We start from the raw sequence: 17,212 nt of genomic DNA on the forward strand, positions 1-17,212 counted from the left end.
TCCCTTTATGTTGTCTAGGGATCAGATGATTCCTTATTCGCTTGGAAGCCTCTAATCCTCCTGAGAATCCTTAGGCTCCTGCTGCTTGCCGCCAATCTTGAAGCTTAACTCGCCGTTATATTTGCCGAGCTGTCCGCCCACGCCGATGCCTGCGCCTTCGCCGCCACCGAGCTGGGCCTTGGCTTCAGCCCCGATGCCCTTGTTGCCGCCTAGCTGAACATGGGAGTCAAAACCGGCACCTTGACTAAGGCCCAGATGAGCACCCGCATCTGCATTAAGCCCGTGTTCGCCCCCGGCCTGCGCGCCCATCTGGGCAACTGCGCCTTGCCCGCCGCCGAGCTGGGCCTTGCCTTGTGCGGCCACCCCGTATTTGCCGAAGGCCTGGGCTTCAGCGTTCACGCCGAGGCCTTGCCCGTTGCCCACATGGGAATCGCCTTGTGCTTCAATACCATAGGAGCTGCTGCCGATATGGCCGCCTGCCTGCATACTTGCGCCGCTGTATGCCAGCTTTCCGCCGGCATTCAAGCCGATGCCGTGTTTACCCCCTAACTCGCCTCCCGCATCGACATGAATTCCCTTTCCGCCGACCTCACTTGTCCCGGGATGGCCTTCCACCGGCTTGTTCGCGGCAGCCGGATGTCCGTCTTCCAGGACCGTCTGCGGCTTGCTGGCATTCTGAATCTGCTGCCAGCCGTCCATTTTGTCCTCCGGATGGTCATGCTCAAGCTTATTTGGAGCGGCCGGAGGTTCGGAGGCCCGGACAGTCTGCGTATTCCCGGCAGTTGCAGACTTCTGAGCCATCCTCGGAGCGGTTTCCTCAGCGGACTCCGAACGTACCAGGTAGTGATAATGCGAATAAGGGTAGGGCTGCGGCAGATGCCGATAGCCTGACGGGTGAACTGGACTGTTCGAATCTTCGTTCCTGTAATTCATGCGGGAACCCTCCATTCTTGAATTCATTACAATAGCCTATTCACCAAAATTGGAAGTGATACGTGTCAGCTGAATATAAAAGTACATTGTAATGCCTGTAAGGCTATGTTACATTGAATGAATGAATTTAATAATATTCACTCAAGGCTGGGGGCTGGCAGATGGAAGATAAGAAGGCAGAGATTTTCAGACGCGGTACAGAGCTGTTCAACTCCAAAGGCTTCAAGGACACCAATGTGTCCGACATCACCAAGCTGTGCGGATATGCCGTAGGCACGTTCTATAATTATTATGCTTCCAAAGAGAAGCTGTTCATAGAGATCTATCTGCGGGAGAATGAGGAACTGAAGCGGAGCATGATGGCGAAGGTCAATGTGGACGATGAGCCAGCCAAGGTGCTTAAGCAGATGATGGAGCATAATTACAGCGGGATGAATGAGCACCCCATTCTGAAGGAATGGTACAATAAAGCACTCTTCAGCAAGCTGGAGAAGGAATTCTATGCGCATGGCGGGATTGAAGGTATTCATGAGATGATGAATAGCGGCATACTGGAGTTAATCCGGAACTGGAAGTCCAAGGGGAAAATCAGAACGGATCTGGAAGACGGGATGATTCTCGCCTTGTTTAACTCTATACCGTATATCGACATTCATAAGGAAGAGATCGGGGCAAGCCATTTTCCGCAGCTTCTGGATTATATAGTGGAATTCATTATGAAAGGCTTGACGGATATACAGCGCTGACCGGGCCGCAGGCATCCTGCTTGGGTCTGGAGTAATCCTGAGGATACAGCAAGGCTGGATCAGTCCCGCAGGCCGGCGTCTGCTATAATGGATTCACCTATGTATACTGAAAGGCCGGTGGAGTCACTGAATTACAGCAGGGAAATCGGGCAGACGATTGATTATATTGAGGAGCATCTTATGGACCCGCTGACAGCGGAACAGATTGCGGCGTATGCGGGGTATTCGCTGTACCATTTTTGCCGGATGTTCAGCCAGTCTCAGGACATGCCGGTCATGGAATATGTGCGCACCCGAAGATTGTCACGGGCTGCCGTAGAGTTGTTCAACGGACGGAAGATTACGGAGATTGCGCTGGAATATGGCTTCGAGACACCCGGAGGCTTCGCCAAAGCCTTCCGCAAGACCTACGGCTACAGCCCCTCCCAGTATGCGGCGCGGATGAGCGGATATCTCCGGGACAGGTTGGAGTATGAGATCAGGGCCTATATGGCAGAGCCGGTGAGGGTGGAGCGGCCTGCTTTTAACGTAGCGGGTTACGGGATTGAGACGAATGTGGAGGCGGGGAATGCTACGCAGGATGTCGCTTCCTTCTGGTATTACTATGAGGGCGACAATCTGGAGGATCAGATGTACGCGAAGCTGAATCCGCCGAAGCACGGGGAGGTCGGATTATGTATACCGTCAGATGCTGGCGGTAATGCTGTGTATCTGCTGGGGGTTATAGTGGAGGACTTCAGTAAGGTCACTCCTGACATGCTTACGGCTGTTGTACCGGCGGCGCAGTACGTGGTATTCACGACACCTCCGGTGGACGCTACCGATGAGGCGAGACCGGAGACTTTTGCTGAGGTGGTCAAGAGTACCTGGAGGTATATCTTCGAGGACTGGTTCCCGGGCAGCGGCTATATGCACGACGAGGACAAGCTGAACTTTGAATTCTACGATGAGCGCTGTCACGCCCGCGTGGATTCCGTGATGGAGATTTATGTTCCAGTGCGGGGGCGCGGGTTTCATGAAATTGTCAAATAAGTTATAGTAATATGTGGAAAAATAGAGATGGAGGAGCTAACCATGGTCAAACAACGCAAGATTTTACTAACTGTAACTGTAGTCTATACCATTATTGTGCTTTATTTTATGTTCTTCGCTTTCGGCAGAGGAGAGGCTTCGGATCATACCATCTACACCTTTATCTTCATGCCCGATAACTTCCTTAAGCTGCCGTCTCCATCTGATCTTATGCCTCCAACCCTGATGGATTTGGTGGGGTTCGGGAACACGATTGCGTTTATTCCTTTCGGTATATTGATTCCATGGCTGTACCGGGTCGGCTTCGTCCGGTTCATCACCTTGTTCTTCATCGCGATTCTTGTGCTGGAAACGCTCCAGGCTCTTACCTTCCTGGGCAGCTTCGATATCAACGACGCTCTTCAGAATTCGATTGGCGCAGCTCTCGGTTTTGGGGCGTACAAGCTTGGTTTCCGTTACCGGAGCCTCGGGCGCAATCTGGTGGCAACGGCTTTATCGGGGTTGGTCCTTTTTATAGCTTTATGGGGACTAGGCGCGGCGGTAGACAAAATAATAACAAAAGTAGAGGGTCCGTTTACGGCGATCACTGAATGGAAGGACACCTCGGGCAATTCATCCACAGGAGACAAACCGGGCAGTATTCAAATCAACGGACAGAAGGTGACGCCCGGTTCAAACCTGTATGGAGTGGAAGGCGAGGATTCCAGAACGTTCACGTACAAGTCTGAAGGCCGGACCATTTTCTGCTTCACTTTCGGAAACCCTGAACCAACGGATTATTCCGGTGAGATCAGTATTACCCGGGATGGCCAGGAGATCTTTAATTATACTGGAGATTATCAGCGTACTAATCCTGAACAGTACCCTGTGGTATACGAGATGCCGGTTGAGCCGGGGGAAGAGCTGAAGATCACGATTAAAGGCGGCTTGAAAATATGGGATGTCGGGTATAAAAAGATGCAGTATATCTGGAACTAAACATAAAAAGGCAAGCCCCTGCTGCGGGGCTTGCCTTTCTTGCGATTGTTACTGCCCGGCTGCGGCATCCAATTGAACCGCCACGTAGCTTCCCAGTTCAACCATGCCTGCACTATCCAGCTTAGTGGCATCGTGTTGCTTGATGACCTCGGCGGTTTTCTGCATCAGCTCCGAGCTGTCGGTACTACCCAGAACGCGCAGGACTACCAGCGTCTCGCCTTTCTTCAGCTGTTCGGCCAGCTTGGTCTTGTAGGCTTCCAGGGAATCTACTTCCAGTCCTTGCGTCACGTAATAATCGTTAGCATTGCTGGTGGCCTTGAACAGAGGCAGCTCATGGTCCAGCCAGTAGGCCTTGTCCATCACATACTCTACATCGGAGGCTGTAGTGTCATTGGAGTTATAGAGCAAATAAGGAAGTCCGGTATTGGTGGCGTTATTGGTCGGGTCAACGTTGACCCATTCGTCGCCGATCTTCACCTTGTTCCAGGCGTGATTCACGCCGCTCATGGTTCCTGTGACGACCATCGAAGGGACCTGGACGAGATCAGAGAGCAGCTGGAAGGTATGGGCATAGCTCATGCATACGCCGACTTTTTTAACCAGAATGCCATAGGTATTGAAGGAATCGTTATACTTCGCATCTACTGTCTTGAACTCCTGCTCCTTGGCATTCTCCAGTGCAGCATCGTCATAGGCGGTGTTATCATTCAGATAATCATAGATCGCCATCTGCTTCTCATCTGCGTTCATGCCTTCCTTGATCACAGCAGCGATTACTTTATCTGCCTCGGTAAGAATCTCCTTCTGCTTGGAGCGGATGGTCTCGGCAGAATCATCGTACTTCACATTCAGCGTCAGCTTCTCATAATCGTAGCCATAGCCGCGGAAGCCAAGAATGAGCGGGTTCTGGTAGACTACCTTCTCAATTACATCCACCAGGGTACGGGCATTCTGCGCCTCCGGGAAGGCTTGCAGCGAGATTTCGGTGTCGCCGTTAATCAGGGTCAACGCGAGATACTCCTCCAGCGCAGAGTCTGCATGAATCAGGTCTGCCCGTATCGTGGTGCCCGGAACCGCCTGTTTGTTGCCTTCCTCTACCTTGCTCTTGGTATTTTCTTTTTGCTGGTCGATAACATTATCTCCAGGTTCACTGGCGTTCCCGGTATCGTTGTTGTCAATGATGGTCGGTACATCCGGTGCAGGCACATAATCCGTGTCATTCTGCGGCTCCACATATCCCGGATTCGCCTTGTTGCTCTGGGCAGCTGCAAGACTCTTAAGGTCTGCTTCCGTCAGCTGTGAGACCTGGACATATCCCTTGAGCGCGGTGCCCTGAATCTTATACGGGACATCGGTTGGACCGGAAGACTTAAGGCTGATAGCTGCGGTGTCGTACATAACAGTTACTGAGGCTTTGGAGCCGTCAATGAACTGAACCGGTATGGTTTTGGGCAGCTCTTTGGCATTCTTGAATGATTTCAGGTTGATATTATCCTCAGGAGCCACGGTGCGCGGCAGCCGTTTGGATAATGCCACGGTGTCTACCGAGCGGCTGAACCTGGACTCTTTGTTTCCCTGAACGGCAGTAACATAATATTCACCTTGCACATTGTTGTTCTGAAGGCTGATGATGGTCTCATCCACAATGCCGAGCGCACCGCGGCCGTCCTTCATGAAATCGTTGTACGAAGTGCCCTTCACTGTTGCAATCAGCAACGGGCGCTGATCCGCATAGCCCTGCTCCGCACCGCTGAGCGGCTCATTCGTGTTCTCCATCGTGATATGCGAAGCGCTGTATATATTGTAGCTCTCAGCGCCCGGCACCTCATTCCACACCAGAGTCAGTCTGCCGTCAGGGCTGATGTCGGCATCCAGAGTCGGTGTAGGCAGATCCGATTTCACCGTAAACGGAATTATAATCGGCTGCTTCAGCGGAGTAGGCGATTTGGCATCCAGATCATAGTTAAGCCGGATGTAGTACACGGGGGCATTCCCCCAGGAGCTGCCTCCGGCTTCGCGCAGGGAATCGGAAGGGAGTACGCCGAAGCCGAGCGGCTTGATGGAGTATACGCTTTTGCCGCCTACAAGCTGTGAGTCTTCAAGGGTTCCTACCTTGCTCTCCGGCAGTGCCTTGATATCGGTATGTACAGATAACGTCTTGCCAATGGCTTCTGAGCCAAGATCGGTATTGAATCTGAAGATGAATTCCATATCCTGCTCCACATTATACATAGGCATGATGCCTGGGCTGTGAGCTGCTTCGTCCGAATCATACTTCTGCTTCAGATCGTACACGGTCTGTGAAGCCTCCGGCGGAGGGTTCCCCGAATTGTTCTTCGTTTCGGCAGTTGCCGTGGCGGCCGGGCTGGATGAAGGCGCTGGACTTCCTTCTTTGCTGCCCCCCATGCAGCCTGTCAGAATCACACACATAATGAGCAACAGTATTGCCATTTGTTTCACTTTCACTAACGTCCTCTCCCGTCTGGTTTCTGTATGAGGGTAATTATAGACCATCCAGAATTACCCATTATAAATCACAGGAGATATTTAACCCATACGGATACTATTAAAACAAAATTGGGATAATTTATATTTAAGTATTTTTTGTAGCAGGGGATCGGGGGGAGAGGGGCGCTGAGTATTGGCGGTGATTCATGTTATAATTCACTTACACGTAATCCGCTAGGAAGCGAAGGAGGCAGATCCAAGTGTCGAATCCGGATGAGCAGAAGCAGCATTCGTATCAGGATTGGTTGTCATGGGATGGGGTATGGGAATTAATTAACGGCAAAGCCTATAATATGTCTCCAGCGCCTACAGCCCTGTACCAGTATGTTGTAGGAGAGCTATATTTTGCATTGCGTACGCACCTGGAAAATAAGAGCTGTCATGTGTTTGTCGCTCCGTTCGATGTGTTCTTCAGCGAGGATGATTCTGCTGCAATGCCCGATCATGTCGTCCAGCCCGATCTGTCGGTGGTCTGCTCTAAGGATCAGATTACGAAGAATGGCTGTCACGGCGCGCCCACAATGATTATCGAAGTGTTATCTCCGTCAACGGCTCTTAAGGATTTCAATGAGAAGTTCAATCTGTATCAGAGATATGAGGTTCAGGAATATTGGATCGTCGATCCCGGCAATCGGACGGTTCATGTGTATGCGCTGCAGGATGGCGTATATCAGGTGAGGGACTTATATTCGGAGCAGGATACCGTGCGGTCAAATGTGTTTAAGGATTTCCAGCTGCCGCTGGGCAAACTGTTTGACATGGAAATCTGATACGACAAGTAGAAACGGCTTCGTCGTCCTCTTAAAGGACGGTACCGTTTCATAAATTCTATATTTTCAAACAAGCCGCAGCGTAATTGCACATAGCAACTACACTGCGGCTTATTGTGCGAACCCATACTTTCCTTTACATAAACTTCCGCTGCACCTTCTTACCGTCATAGGTAAAGAGGGCTTTTTTGTCTTCGACAACAGTCTGGAGATGCACGGTACGGCCCCAGAGGGCGTAGATATGCGGGAGGGTACGCTCCAGATATTTCAGATCCAGCTCGATACTCTCATAACGGTGGGCGATCAAGAGTTCGCCGTTCCGCTCATAATCGGCATCCTGGATGACGAGGTAAGGGGAACCCCCGTTGACCCGGGCCAGCACCAGCTGGTCGCGCACATTCTCCCACGCTTTATCGGTAATTTTCCACTCCGGGCCTTTTTTCTCGAATACATAGAGGTCCAGGTCGTTCACCAGCTCCTTCGACAGATAGCTGCGGATGAAGGAGAGGTCGGAATCCAGCTCGCGCACCTCGAACATTTTGTCCCGGTCCCAGCGCTTCTCAATGTCCTCGAAGATCTTCAGCCCCAGGTAATACGGGTTCAGGCTCTGGCGGGAAGGCTGCACCACGGACGAATTCAGCTTTGCGTACTCGACCGTCTCCTCAGACGTCAGGTCCAGCTCGCGCATGATCCGCTGATGCCAGTAGGAGGCCCAGCCTTCGTATTGATAAGGTGCTTGCTGATTTGAGGTTTTTCGGTGTAAAAAAAGGAAAAAAGTCCTAATATGTCGAATGGTTACCTGTGAAATCTAAAAAAGGTGGGCAAATAGATGCAATATTACGGTGCAAAATGGTGGAAATTTGACTTTCACACGCATACTCCAATTTCAATTGACTATGGGAAGGGGCCTGAGCAGATATTATTGAAAGCTCGAACTCCTCGGGAATGGTTAATGGACCATATGACAAAGGAAATTGATTGTGTTGCTGTAACTGACCATAATTCAGGTGAATGGGTTGATACACTGAAGCATGAATTAATTTGTATGAGAGAAGAACAAGTAATAGGGTTTAGAGAAATTGTTATTTTTCCTGGTGTAGAAATAACAGTTCATGGAAATATTCATCTTTTAGCAATATTCGATCCTTCTGAGTCTTCGACGCACATTAGTAATTTGTTAAGCAGATCTGGATATAATGGAACCTTAGGCGATTCGGATGATTGCACGGAGAAGTCCTTTAATGAAGTAGTTGACATTATACACAATATGAAAGGTCTTGCAATTCCAGCTCATGTTGATATTGTTCGTGGATTATTTCACGAGCAAGAAGGAAACTCGTTGAAGAAATGCCTATCCGTAGATGGGTTACTTGCTATCCAAGTATGTGATTTGAATTATCAAAAACCCCAGATTTACATTGACACAAAAATAAATCTTTCAGAAATAGCAGGTTCAGATAGTCACTGCCCTGCACATGTTGGATCAAGCTTTACCTGGGTTAAAATGGAGTATCCAAATTTAGAGGCGTTACGTCTAGCATTGCATGACGGAGAAGATGGTGTAATTCATAGTCAAAAAGGCATAGTTAATCCTAATGATCTCCAACAGAGATTTTTTATTCAGTCAATTGAAGTAATTCACGGTTCTAAAGCAGGGAGATCACAACCTTTAAAAGTTAATTTTAGCCCATGGCTCAACACTGTAATAGGTGGGCGTGGTTCTGGGAAATCAAGTATTATAGAATACATGAGGCTTCCACTTAATAAAATTACAGGTTTGCCAAATAAAGTTAATGAGGAGTTCAAAGAGTTTAATCAAGTTCCTAAGGAACGTGGCAAAACAGGAATGCTAACTGCAAATACAAGAATAAGAATTGAAATGCAAAAAGATGGTCGTAGTATAGCCTTAACTTGGCATAACAATAATATCATAGAGGAACATAGGGATGATTCTGGAGAATGGGTACAAAAATACGAAAGTAGTAATATTGATGCACGGTTTCCGATACGAATCTTTAGTCAAAAGCATCTTTATTCTTTAACTGAAGACCCTAATCATATTCTAAGTATCGTCGACCAGCAGTTTAATAAGTCTGCATGGCTTGAAAAGAAAGAAGAATTAACTCAACAGTTTCTACAGGCTAGAAATAAACAAAGAGAATTAACATCAAAAATTAGTACAAAGGGAAATTTGAAGTCGGAGTTAGATGATGTTCTTGCGAAAATGAAAATCTTTGAGGATTCAGGTCATAAGCAACTACTTGAAGAATATCAACAAACACAATCTCTGAACGAAAAAATTAAATTGGAATTAACTAAAGTAGATAAATCCATAAAGGCTATTGAAGTTGCTCTGAATGACATTTCTGAAGAAATATTTATTTCTGAAGACTTTCAAGCACTGGGAAACGATTTAAGTCCTCTTTTAATAAAAGCAAATGATTATAAAAAATTAGTGTCACAGATCAAAATCGATTTAGCTAACTTAAAAGAATTAAAAATTACATTGACTCAAACATCGGAAACTATTCCTTGGCAAGCTAGCCGAATTGAACAAGAAGAAAAATATAATCAGTTTGTAAAGCGATTAGAGGAAAGTGGGGAAAAGAACCCTAATGCTTACAGGCTACTTGTGTTAAGACAAGGAGAACTTAAGGAAAAGATTGATGAGATAGCAAAAATTGAAGAACAACTAGGTTTACAAAATGAAGAAATAAAAGCTATATATAATAATATTGAGTTACATGAAAAAAACCTAAGGGCTGATAGAGAGCTAGCAATTAAAAAATGGCAAGGAGCGAATCAGAATATTCGAATTCACTTGAGTATTATGGGGAATTCTAATAACGCTGAACAACAGTTTAGAAGTATTATAAGGAAGTCAGGAACTGAGTTTACAAAAGATATTTTAGAAAGAGATGATGAAGGTAATTCAATAGGTGGACTAGTGTATGAGCTTCATAAAAGTGATAAACCTTGGGAAAAACGTCGTCAAATCATCACGAATGTAGTTAGCGTATCAGATCAAGATAATAAGGGCTTTGGGAAACCCTTCGTGAAACATTTGCTTGGTCAGATTAGTACTACTCCAGAAGATACTGACAGAATGTTTTTATGGTATCCTGAAGATAAAATAATCTTAAAATTAGTGGATAATCGAAAAGAAGAGGATATTGAAACGGGATCTGCTGGGCAAAGAACCGCAGCAATGTTGTCATTAATGTTACTTCTTGATGATTCTCCAATAGTAATTGATCAGCCTGAGGAAGATCTTGATACAAAACGCATTACTGATCTTGTTGTAACTAGTTTACGACAATTCAAGAAGAAACAACAAGTTATCGTTATAACTCATAATCCTAATATTCCTGTAAACGGGGCAGCTGAAAATATAATTCAAATGAATTTTGCAGGTGGTCAAATTCAAAAGCAAATAAGTGGTGCTTTGCAGAAAAATGATATACGGGAAGCGGTTTGTGAGGTAATGGAGGGTGGTAAAGATGCATTGGATAAAAGATATTATAGAATTTCTAGAGCTCTAAAAAGGTAATACATAATTAACTGCCGATAAGCTTATCGGCAGTTAATTTAATTTGAATACAATAACTGGTGTGGAATAGGCAGATTTTAGAATTGAAGTGTTTTTTTCATGATATGCATAATAGGTCCCTATTTTATCAGAGTAAAATTGATTTGCTTTACCATGATTTTCCCATCGAGAGATTTGTTGAATAAGCTTTTTTTCAAGTAGTTCTTTAATTTCGTTTTCTAATAAATCTATATACATAAATACTCACTCCTTGTGAAATATTTTTTATTCATTTGAATTCTGATCTCTAATATGGAATTGATTTTAATTTTATTAAATGAGTTTAGTAATACATTATTTACCCATTTTTTATACATATGCTATTAAATTATCAATCAGCACCAATTCTATATCGCCCCCCCCCCAATACCGTTACCTTCGAAACCAACGTCCATAGCAGTACCTTAGCCTCCTCAACAGTTAGCACATTTATCGCATCAAGTACCGTCTTTATTTTGCTCTCAAGCATTTCCTTCAGCTCTTCCACGTGTATTTTCTCTACCTGTTCATTCGAACTCTGATTCTCCTGAATAATCCTCTCCATCCGCTGCTTCTCCTCGTTTAAATCCTACAACTCGATCAATCCAGCAGTATAAGCTTCGACCTTTCGCTAATAACGGTTTTTAGCAGCGGTGAATTGTTGATCTCTACGGCTGCTCTGGTTGCTGCGGGCTTTCTCAACAAGATGAGGAACCAGGTCAAGGCTAAGTGAATCAGACAAACCTGCTAACCCCTGCAAAAACCAGGACTCCACTTCGTCAGCCTTGTACTGCTTGCTCGTGTATGTTCCTTTGTTCTTATTCGTAGAACAGCGGTAGACGCGATAACGTCGATCTCGTTAACCTGACCAGCCAATGCTCAACCCCGATCCGCATTTTGAGCATTTCAGTATGCCTCCGAGAAATGGGAGCTGGTCGGGGCGCGGGGGCAATGCTCGGTCTGTTCATTTTGTTCTGCACTCTTTCCCAAGTGTTTTTGTCGATAATTACGGGTAAGCAATCATCAATGACAATCCAATCTTTATTGTCCTTTATGGTTCTTTTCTTCATGCTTGAATCCACACGATTCCATACAAAAGTACCTTTATAGACAGGGTTGGTAAGCAGTAGTTTAACGGAACGAATCGACCATTCTTTATTGTGCCTGGAAGGGATAGCCTCTTCGTTCAGTTGTCTGGCAATAGCGAAGAATCCCATTCCTTGATTGAGGTATAGATCATACATTTGCCGCACAGTTTTTGCCTCAGGCTCATGGATGACAAGTGTTTTCTCTTCAAGACGATATCCATATGGACTCTGGGTCAGCCATTTGCCCTGGTTGGCAGCATGGAACATATTATCCAGTACACGCTCTCGAATGCGTTCATGTTCAAATTCCGCGACAGCACCAAGCACCTGAAGTGTTAAACGGCCTGATGGCGTGTTTGTATCGAACGATTCACTGATCGAAATGAACGCGACTTGTTGCTGCTGGAACATATCGATCAACGTAAGCAAATCGAGCAGTCGGCAGCTCATCCGATCCAGTTTGGTGACCATAACTTTTGAGATTTCGCTATTCTTATGTCATCAACTGCTTGAGCTGAGGGCAGTATTTGCTTTTTGTGGAGTAGCCATAGTCAATCAGTAATAGGATTTCGCTGTAGATCACTCATAAAAATAGAGTCTAGCCTCTGTGAGGCATAGACTCTCTAAGAAATATTTTATTATCACTAACTCAACTTTCGCAGAGTCAAAATTGAGTTGACCCCAAGCCGGTGTTAAGGTGAAGCTGGTTTAAGTAGCGATCTTGCCAACATAGAAAAACACCGCTTCCTTTGGTAAAGTGAGATTGTCGAGATCCACTAAACCACAGAAGAGGTGTCCCTTCCATGATAAAACAAAAGTCGTCCCTAGATCAACTCCCACCTGAAATGAGACCTGCTTTTCAGGAACTCGGTGTCTTGAAGCACTTGAGAAAAGCAGGATTCAAAAAGACGTTTGGTTATACCTGTTCCCATCTATTTATGCTCGTTTTTGTCTTGCTTTTTCATCAGAAGAACTGGTTTCGTCTGCTCGAAAGTTCCAAAGGTGAAGCGTTTCCTGGCAAAGATGCCGTCTACCGGTTTCTGAATCACAGCCAATTTGCTTGGCGGCGTTTCTTGACTTCACTCAGCAGCGACACCGTTCAGCGAGTCGAAACCTTGACCTCCGTCACGCGAACTTCCGTGTTCATCGTCGACGATTCCATGTTTGAACGAAATCGCAGCAAAGCCGTAGAACTTCTGGCTCGGTTCAAGGATCACGCCACCGGTGCTTATTATAAGGGATTTCGTATGCTGACTTTAGGCTGGTCGGACGGCCATACGTTTCTCCCTTTGGACTTCGCCTTGCTCAGTTCCGTGAAGGCTGGACTAACCGGTATTCATCCGGAAATCGATAAGCGATCCTCTGGGTACAAACGCCGAAAAGAAGCTCTTCTTTCGGCCCCACATCTGGTTTCTGAACTGCTGGATCGGGCCATCGCCTCGGGTGTTTCTGCGACTTACGTACTCATGGATAGCTGGTTCACTCATGCGCCCTTAATCGGGCGAGTGGTGGAACGAGGTCTTCATGTCATTGGCATGGTGAAAAACGACAACAAGCGATATCTCGTTCATGGCAAGCGGGTCGATCTCAAAGGTCTTTACCGATCCGCTACACAAGTGCAAGGGAAGCAGCGGAATATTTTGCGTCAGATTCATACGGAACTGGTTCCTGGTATTCCGGTCGTTGTGGTCTTTGTTCGCCATCGCTCCAAGAAAAACGAGTGGCTCGCGATTCTATCGACGGATCTCACACTGACGGCACCGGAAATCATTCAAATCTACGCTTTACGCTGGGATATCGAAGTCTTTTTTAAATGCACGAAATCCTTGCTACGCCTGCAAAAAGAGTTCCAAGGTCGTTCGTACGATCTGCTCATTAGCCATACCACCATTGTCTTTTCCCGTTATATACTGCTGGCTTGGCAGCATCGGCAAAGTACCGATCAACGGACGCTCGGTGGACTGTTTTATTTGCTTTGCGATGAAGTGGGTACCTTGGATTGGGCAGTAGCTTTACAACAACTGGTGGAATTGATGAACGAGATCGCCAATCAAGTCGGCAAAAAGCTATCCGCTATGATTAAAAGTCAACTCCAGCACTGGATCGCCGCTCTGCCCAATTACATCAAGGCGTACTTGCCGATTTCAGGCTGCGAAAGTTGAGTCACTAAAAACTACCCTTTACATAAACTTCCGCTGCACCTTCTTGCCGTCATAGGTAAAGAGGGCTTTTTTGTCTTCTACGACAGTTTGCAGATGTACGGTACGGCCCCAGAGGGCGTAGATATGCGGGAGCGTCCGCTCCAGATATTTCAGATCCAGCTCGATGCTCTCATATCGGTGGGCAATCAAAAGTTCGCCGTTCCGCTCATAATCGGCATCCTGGATGACGAGGTACGGGGAGCCGCCGTTCACCCGGGCCAGCACCAGCTGGTCGCGCACATTCTCCCACGCTTTATCGGTAATTTTCCATTCCGGGCCCTTTTTCTCGAATACATAGAGGTCCAGGTCGTTCACCAGTTCCTTCGACAGATAGCTGCGGATGAAGGAGAGGTCGGAATCCAGCTCGCGCACCTCGAACATTTTGTCCCGGTCCCAGCGCTTCTCAATATCCTCGAAGATCTTCAGCCCCAGGTAATACGGGTTCAGGCTCTGGCGGGAAGGCTGCACCACGGACGAATTCAGCTTTGCGTACTCGACCGTCTCCTCAGACGTCAGGTCCAGCTCGCGCATGATCCGCTGATGCCAGTAGGAGGCCCAGCCCTCATTCATGATCTTGGTCTCCATCTGCGGCCAGAAATAGAGCATTTCATCATGCAGCATAGTCATAATATCGCGCTGCCAGTCCTCCAGGGCGGTGGAATACTGCTGGATGAACCAGACGATATCCTTTTCCGGCTCCGGGGGGAAGGTGCGTTTGCCGGCGGTTTCCGGCACTGGCGGGACGTCAGTACTCTTCTCCAGATCCCACAGCTCACTGTAAGCATTAGCCGGTCCAGGCCCGCCGGGAGGGGAGTCCTTACGCTCCTTCATCTTGGCTTCGAGCAGATGGGTCTTGCCCAGCTTGCGCGGCTGAATCAGGCTGGGATCGATATGCTCCTGGATGGCGAGCACCGAATCTATGAAGCCCTCGACCGTATCAGTGCCGTAGGTGACTGAATAATCATTGATCCGGTCGGCAGTGGCTGCCATGCTCTCGACCATATCCCGGTTGGACATGGAGAAGCGCATATTGTTCTTGAAGAAATCGCAGTGCGCCAGCACATGTGCAACAATCAGCTTGTTCTGCACCAGGGAGTTGCCGTCGAGCAGGAAGGCGTAGCACGGATTAGAGTTGATCACCAGCTCATAAATTTTGCTCAGGCCGAAATCGTATTGTGACTTCATCTTGTGAAACGTCTTGCCGAAGCTCCAGTGTCCGAACCGGGTAGGCATCCCGTAGGCACCGAAGGTATAAATAATATCCGCAGGACATATCTCATAACGCATCGGATAAAAATCGAGGCCGAACCCGGTAGCGATCTCCGTAATCTCGGCAATCGCCCGTTCCAGCGCCTTTATCTCATCATCACCGGGCATGCATCCATCTCTCCTTCCAGCTTGTGAACCGTTCTTCCTATGTATATGGGCGGAGGGGAGGGAGTATGATGGGGGATGCGTGGAGCGTGAGAGGCAGAAGAGTTATTGTACAAAAAATAGCCTAACCCACAGCGAATACGCTAAGAAGTTAGGCTATTTATTCGTTCTGGATATTGTTCAGTAACTGGGCGAACTCCTCTTCGCTGTCACTGTAAGTGGAAATTCCATCTCTGCGATCCTTTTGAGCTTGTTGAAGTTGAGAGAGAACACCTTCATCTTTGAAGATAACCGAAGTTAGCTTCTTTTGTTCATCTGTAAGTATTCTGGTCATTCGAGCCACTCTTAGTCTACTAAAATCACGAATCTCAACCTTCAATTCTTCACTTCCGGTATGTGACACAATCACGCCGTCCTTAGATTGTAGCAGCTCCTTAGTCGCTTCTTGGGGGTCTTGAATAGCACGGATCAGTGCGACTTCATCAACAAATTTAGTGTTACCTTCGGTATGTGATGCAAGGATTTGCAGCTTGACGTATTGATCGGGATAAATCTTACGAACCTCTTCCCATTGCATGGCTGGCACCTCCAATTTGGTTTGTCCTTATATTGTATCAGAATATTATCCATACAAAGCTCTCCAAAACGATGTACATCGTTCATGGAGAGCCTTTTTGCGTAAGCCCCTTGGGAGATTCGAAGCCATAAGAAGCACTAAAGAAAAAAACAAAAAGCAAAAGAAGCGGAGGGGAAATTTGGAACTGTAGGAGCGGTAGCGACCGCCTTTGTCACCGGATTTCACCCGCGAACAGCGGCTTAAATCAAGAAATCTGGGGGCAACAGCGGCCGGAAGTCCAAATGTTCACCGCAGTGACGATGAAGCTTCAAGTTCAAGTCTTAAGTGCGTCTTATAGCCTAAATCTTCATTATTCCGCTTCAGTGTAGAATATTTTAAGCAGCATATTCTGCGGATAATTTCCAAAGTGCTCCCCGAAAATAGTAAGTCCACCTTTGTTCTTAGAGTGATCATCAATACCAATCTTCAACCGGATGAAGGGGGAATCTTCGATCTTTAGTTGGGCAAGGGTAACCGATGATATTTTTTGACCGTCTATTCCCGTATCTTTCTTGGTGACTCTTAAATGCTTCAAAAGGCCATACTGGCTTAGTTCGTTATCCCACCAGTTTGGTGTTAATTTCCCGCGCACATCTGAGAAATTCCCCGGAGCCGTCCAGGTGCCTAAAAAAACGTCGTTGATATAAAAAGCGATATCACTGGGCCAATTATTGTTGGAACCAGGAAACTCGGAAGAGAGCTCTAAGGATAACTCTAATAATTCTGCTGTGAAATTTCGGTTGAAATCATTCGGAATCATATATTCAACGAAGCCCTCCGCAAACCAAAGTAAAGAAGCATCAATCCGGTCATTGGAGACGAAGGTTCGTTGATCATCTAACTTTCCGATGACTTTCGCCTGGCTGGCTAATCCACAAGTAGGGGTGACTGAAAAATTAGAATAGTATCCCAGCTTGATTTCATTAGTAATTACATTAAAAGGAAGATGGAGCTTCTTCGGTAAGTTGAGGGCAATATGATCCACAGCAAGAATGAAATTCTTCTTTCGGCTATCTGTAACCTCTAAATTGTCCTGGAGCTTGATGATCTTGGCGTCCTCCAGTAACCGGATATGGCGTGATACGATGGCTTTGCTTAAATTTAGCTTTTTGGCGAGCTCACTGACCGTAAGCGGTGTATGTAACAATAGTTTGAGAATGGAAGCTCTGGTGTCAGAGGCCAGTGCTTTCAAAACAGAAATACCATTCTCATCGAGTTCTAAGAACATAAATACCTCCTCATCGGGATCAATCTAGCTTCTAGCGGCTGCCTAACATTATAACATATTGTTAACTTTTTTGTTAACAATAATAGGTCCAGTTGAGCGCTGATTTATTATTGTATACCACAAAGTTGAAAATCACGAATAACGTTGATTCAGGCTTGAAAGAACGCTTT

At 46.6% G+C, this 17,212-nt stretch carries 14 protein-coding genes and 1 pseudogene; 6 read left to right on the forward strand and 9 right to left on the reverse strand.

Features of this window, described 5'->3' with window-relative positions; all coding sequences use genetic code 11:
- Positions 1-51: 51 nt before the first annotated feature.
- The gene (locus NST43_RS07390) at positions 52-933 is read right to left on the reverse strand and encodes a hypothetical protein (protein ID WP_339223463.1); all 882 of its coding nucleotides are present in this window, start codon (positions 931-933) and stop codon (positions 52-54) included.
- A 161-nt stretch (positions 934-1,094) separates the two neighbouring features.
- Between NST43_RS07390 and NST43_RS07395 the strand changes: the two genes are divergently transcribed.
- The 3 genes from NST43_RS07395 (at position 1,095) to NST43_RS07405 (ending at position 3,689) form a co-directional block, all read left to right on the forward strand.
- Positions 1,095-1,679 (forward strand): TetR/AcrR family transcriptional regulator, encoded by a 585-nt coding sequence (locus NST43_RS07395; protein ID WP_339223465.1) that lies wholly within the window; start codon positions 1,095-1,097, stop codon positions 1,677-1,679.
- A 99-nt stretch (positions 1,680-1,778) separates the two neighbouring features.
- The gene (locus tag NST43_RS07400) at positions 1,779-2,711 is read left to right on the forward strand and encodes an AraC family transcriptional regulator (protein ID WP_339223467.1); all 933 of its coding nucleotides are present in this window, start codon (positions 1,779-1,781) and stop codon (positions 2,709-2,711) included.
- 42 nt (positions 2,712-2,753) lie between these two features.
- Positions 2,754-3,689, forward strand: a complete 936-nt coding sequence (locus NST43_RS07405) for a VanZ family protein (protein ID WP_339223469.1) — start codon at positions 2,754-2,756, stop codon at positions 3,687-3,689.
- Positions 3,690-3,737: 48 nt separating this feature from the next.
- On the opposite strand, the gene NST43_RS07410 is transcribed toward NST43_RS07405, so the two are convergent.
- Positions 3,738-6,140, reverse strand: coding sequence for a transglutaminase domain-containing protein (locus tag NST43_RS07410; RefSeq protein ID WP_339223471.1), 2,403 nt, complete (start codon positions 6,138-6,140; stop codon positions 3,738-3,740).
- 257 nt (positions 6,141-6,397) lie between these two features.
- Here NST43_RS07410 and NST43_RS07415 point away from each other — a divergent pair, with 257 nt between their 5' ends.
- The gene (locus NST43_RS07415; RefSeq protein ID WP_339223473.1) at positions 6,398-6,967 is read left to right on the forward strand and encodes a Uma2 family endonuclease; all 570 of its coding nucleotides are present in this window, start codon (positions 6,398-6,400) and stop codon (positions 6,965-6,967) included.
- A 136-nt stretch (positions 6,968-7,103) separates the two neighbouring features.
- On the opposite strand, the pseudogene NST43_RS07420 reads toward NST43_RS07415, so the two are convergent.
- Positions 7,104-7,688, reverse strand: a pseudogene (locus tag NST43_RS07420) (SpoVR family protein); the annotation flags it as partial.
- A 108-nt stretch (positions 7,689-7,796) separates the two neighbouring features.
- Here NST43_RS07420 and NST43_RS07425 point away from each other — a divergent pair.
- Positions 7,797-10,517 carry a TrlF family AAA-like ATPase gene (locus NST43_RS07425; protein ID WP_339223475.1) on the forward strand — a complete coding sequence of 907 codons (2,721 nt, stop codon included), beginning with the start codon at positions 7,797-7,799 and terminating at the stop codon, positions 10,515-10,517.
- 33 nt (positions 10,518-10,550) lie between these two features.
- Here NST43_RS07425 and NST43_RS07430 read toward each other — a convergent pair whose 3' ends face one another.
- The 3 genes from NST43_RS07430 to NST43_RS07440 all read right to left on the reverse strand — a co-directional run bounded on the left by NST43_RS07430 (position 10,551) and on the right by NST43_RS07440 (position 12,094).
- Positions 10,551-10,754, reverse strand: a complete 204-nt coding sequence (locus tag NST43_RS07430; RefSeq protein WP_339223477.1) for a hypothetical protein — start codon at positions 10,752-10,754, stop codon at positions 10,551-10,553.
- A 133-nt stretch (positions 10,755-10,887) separates the two neighbouring features.
- Positions 10,888-11,100 carry a hypothetical protein gene (locus NST43_RS07435; RefSeq protein ID WP_339223479.1) on the reverse strand — a complete coding sequence of 71 codons (213 nt, stop codon included), beginning with the start codon at positions 11,098-11,100 and terminating at the stop codon, positions 10,888-10,890.
- A gap of 253 nt (positions 11,101-11,353) precedes the next feature.
- Positions 11,354-12,094, reverse strand: coding sequence for a recombinase family protein (locus tag NST43_RS07440; RefSeq protein ID WP_339223481.1), 741 nt, complete (start codon positions 12,092-12,094; stop codon positions 11,354-11,356).
- A 332-nt stretch (positions 12,095-12,426) separates the two neighbouring features.
- Between NST43_RS07440 and NST43_RS07445 the strand changes: the two genes are divergently transcribed.
- Positions 12,427-13,785 carry a transposase gene (locus NST43_RS07445; protein ID WP_339219482.1) on the forward strand — a complete coding sequence of 453 codons (1,359 nt, stop codon included), beginning with the start codon at positions 12,427-12,429 and terminating at the stop codon, positions 13,783-13,785.
- A gap of 18 nt (positions 13,786-13,803) precedes the next feature.
- On the opposite strand, the gene NST43_RS07450 is transcribed toward NST43_RS07445, so the two are convergent.
- The 3 genes from NST43_RS07450 to NST43_RS07460 all read right to left on the reverse strand — a co-directional run bounded on the left by NST43_RS07450 (position 13,804) and on the right by NST43_RS07460 (position 17,042).
- Entirely contained in the window at positions 13,804-15,201 is a 1,398-nt protein-coding gene (locus NST43_RS07450; protein ID WP_339223483.1) for a SpoVR family protein, read from the reverse strand.
- A gap of 157 nt (positions 15,202-15,358) precedes the next feature.
- Positions 15,359-15,775, reverse strand: coding sequence for a hypothetical protein (locus tag NST43_RS07455; protein WP_339223484.1), 417 nt, complete (start codon positions 15,773-15,775; stop codon positions 15,359-15,361).
- A 349-nt stretch (positions 15,776-16,124) separates the two neighbouring features.
- Positions 16,125-17,042 carry a helix-turn-helix domain-containing protein gene (locus NST43_RS07460; RefSeq protein ID WP_339223486.1) on the reverse strand — a complete coding sequence of 306 codons (918 nt, stop codon included), beginning with the start codon at positions 17,040-17,042 and terminating at the stop codon, positions 16,125-16,127.
- Positions 17,043-17,212: the final 170 nt, after the last annotated feature.

It is taken from the genome of Paenibacillus sp. FSL H8-0332, from assembly GCF_037963835.1.
Classification (GTDB): Bacteria; Bacillota; Bacilli; order Paenibacillales; family Paenibacillaceae; genus Paenibacillus_AQ; species Paenibacillus_AQ rhizoplanae.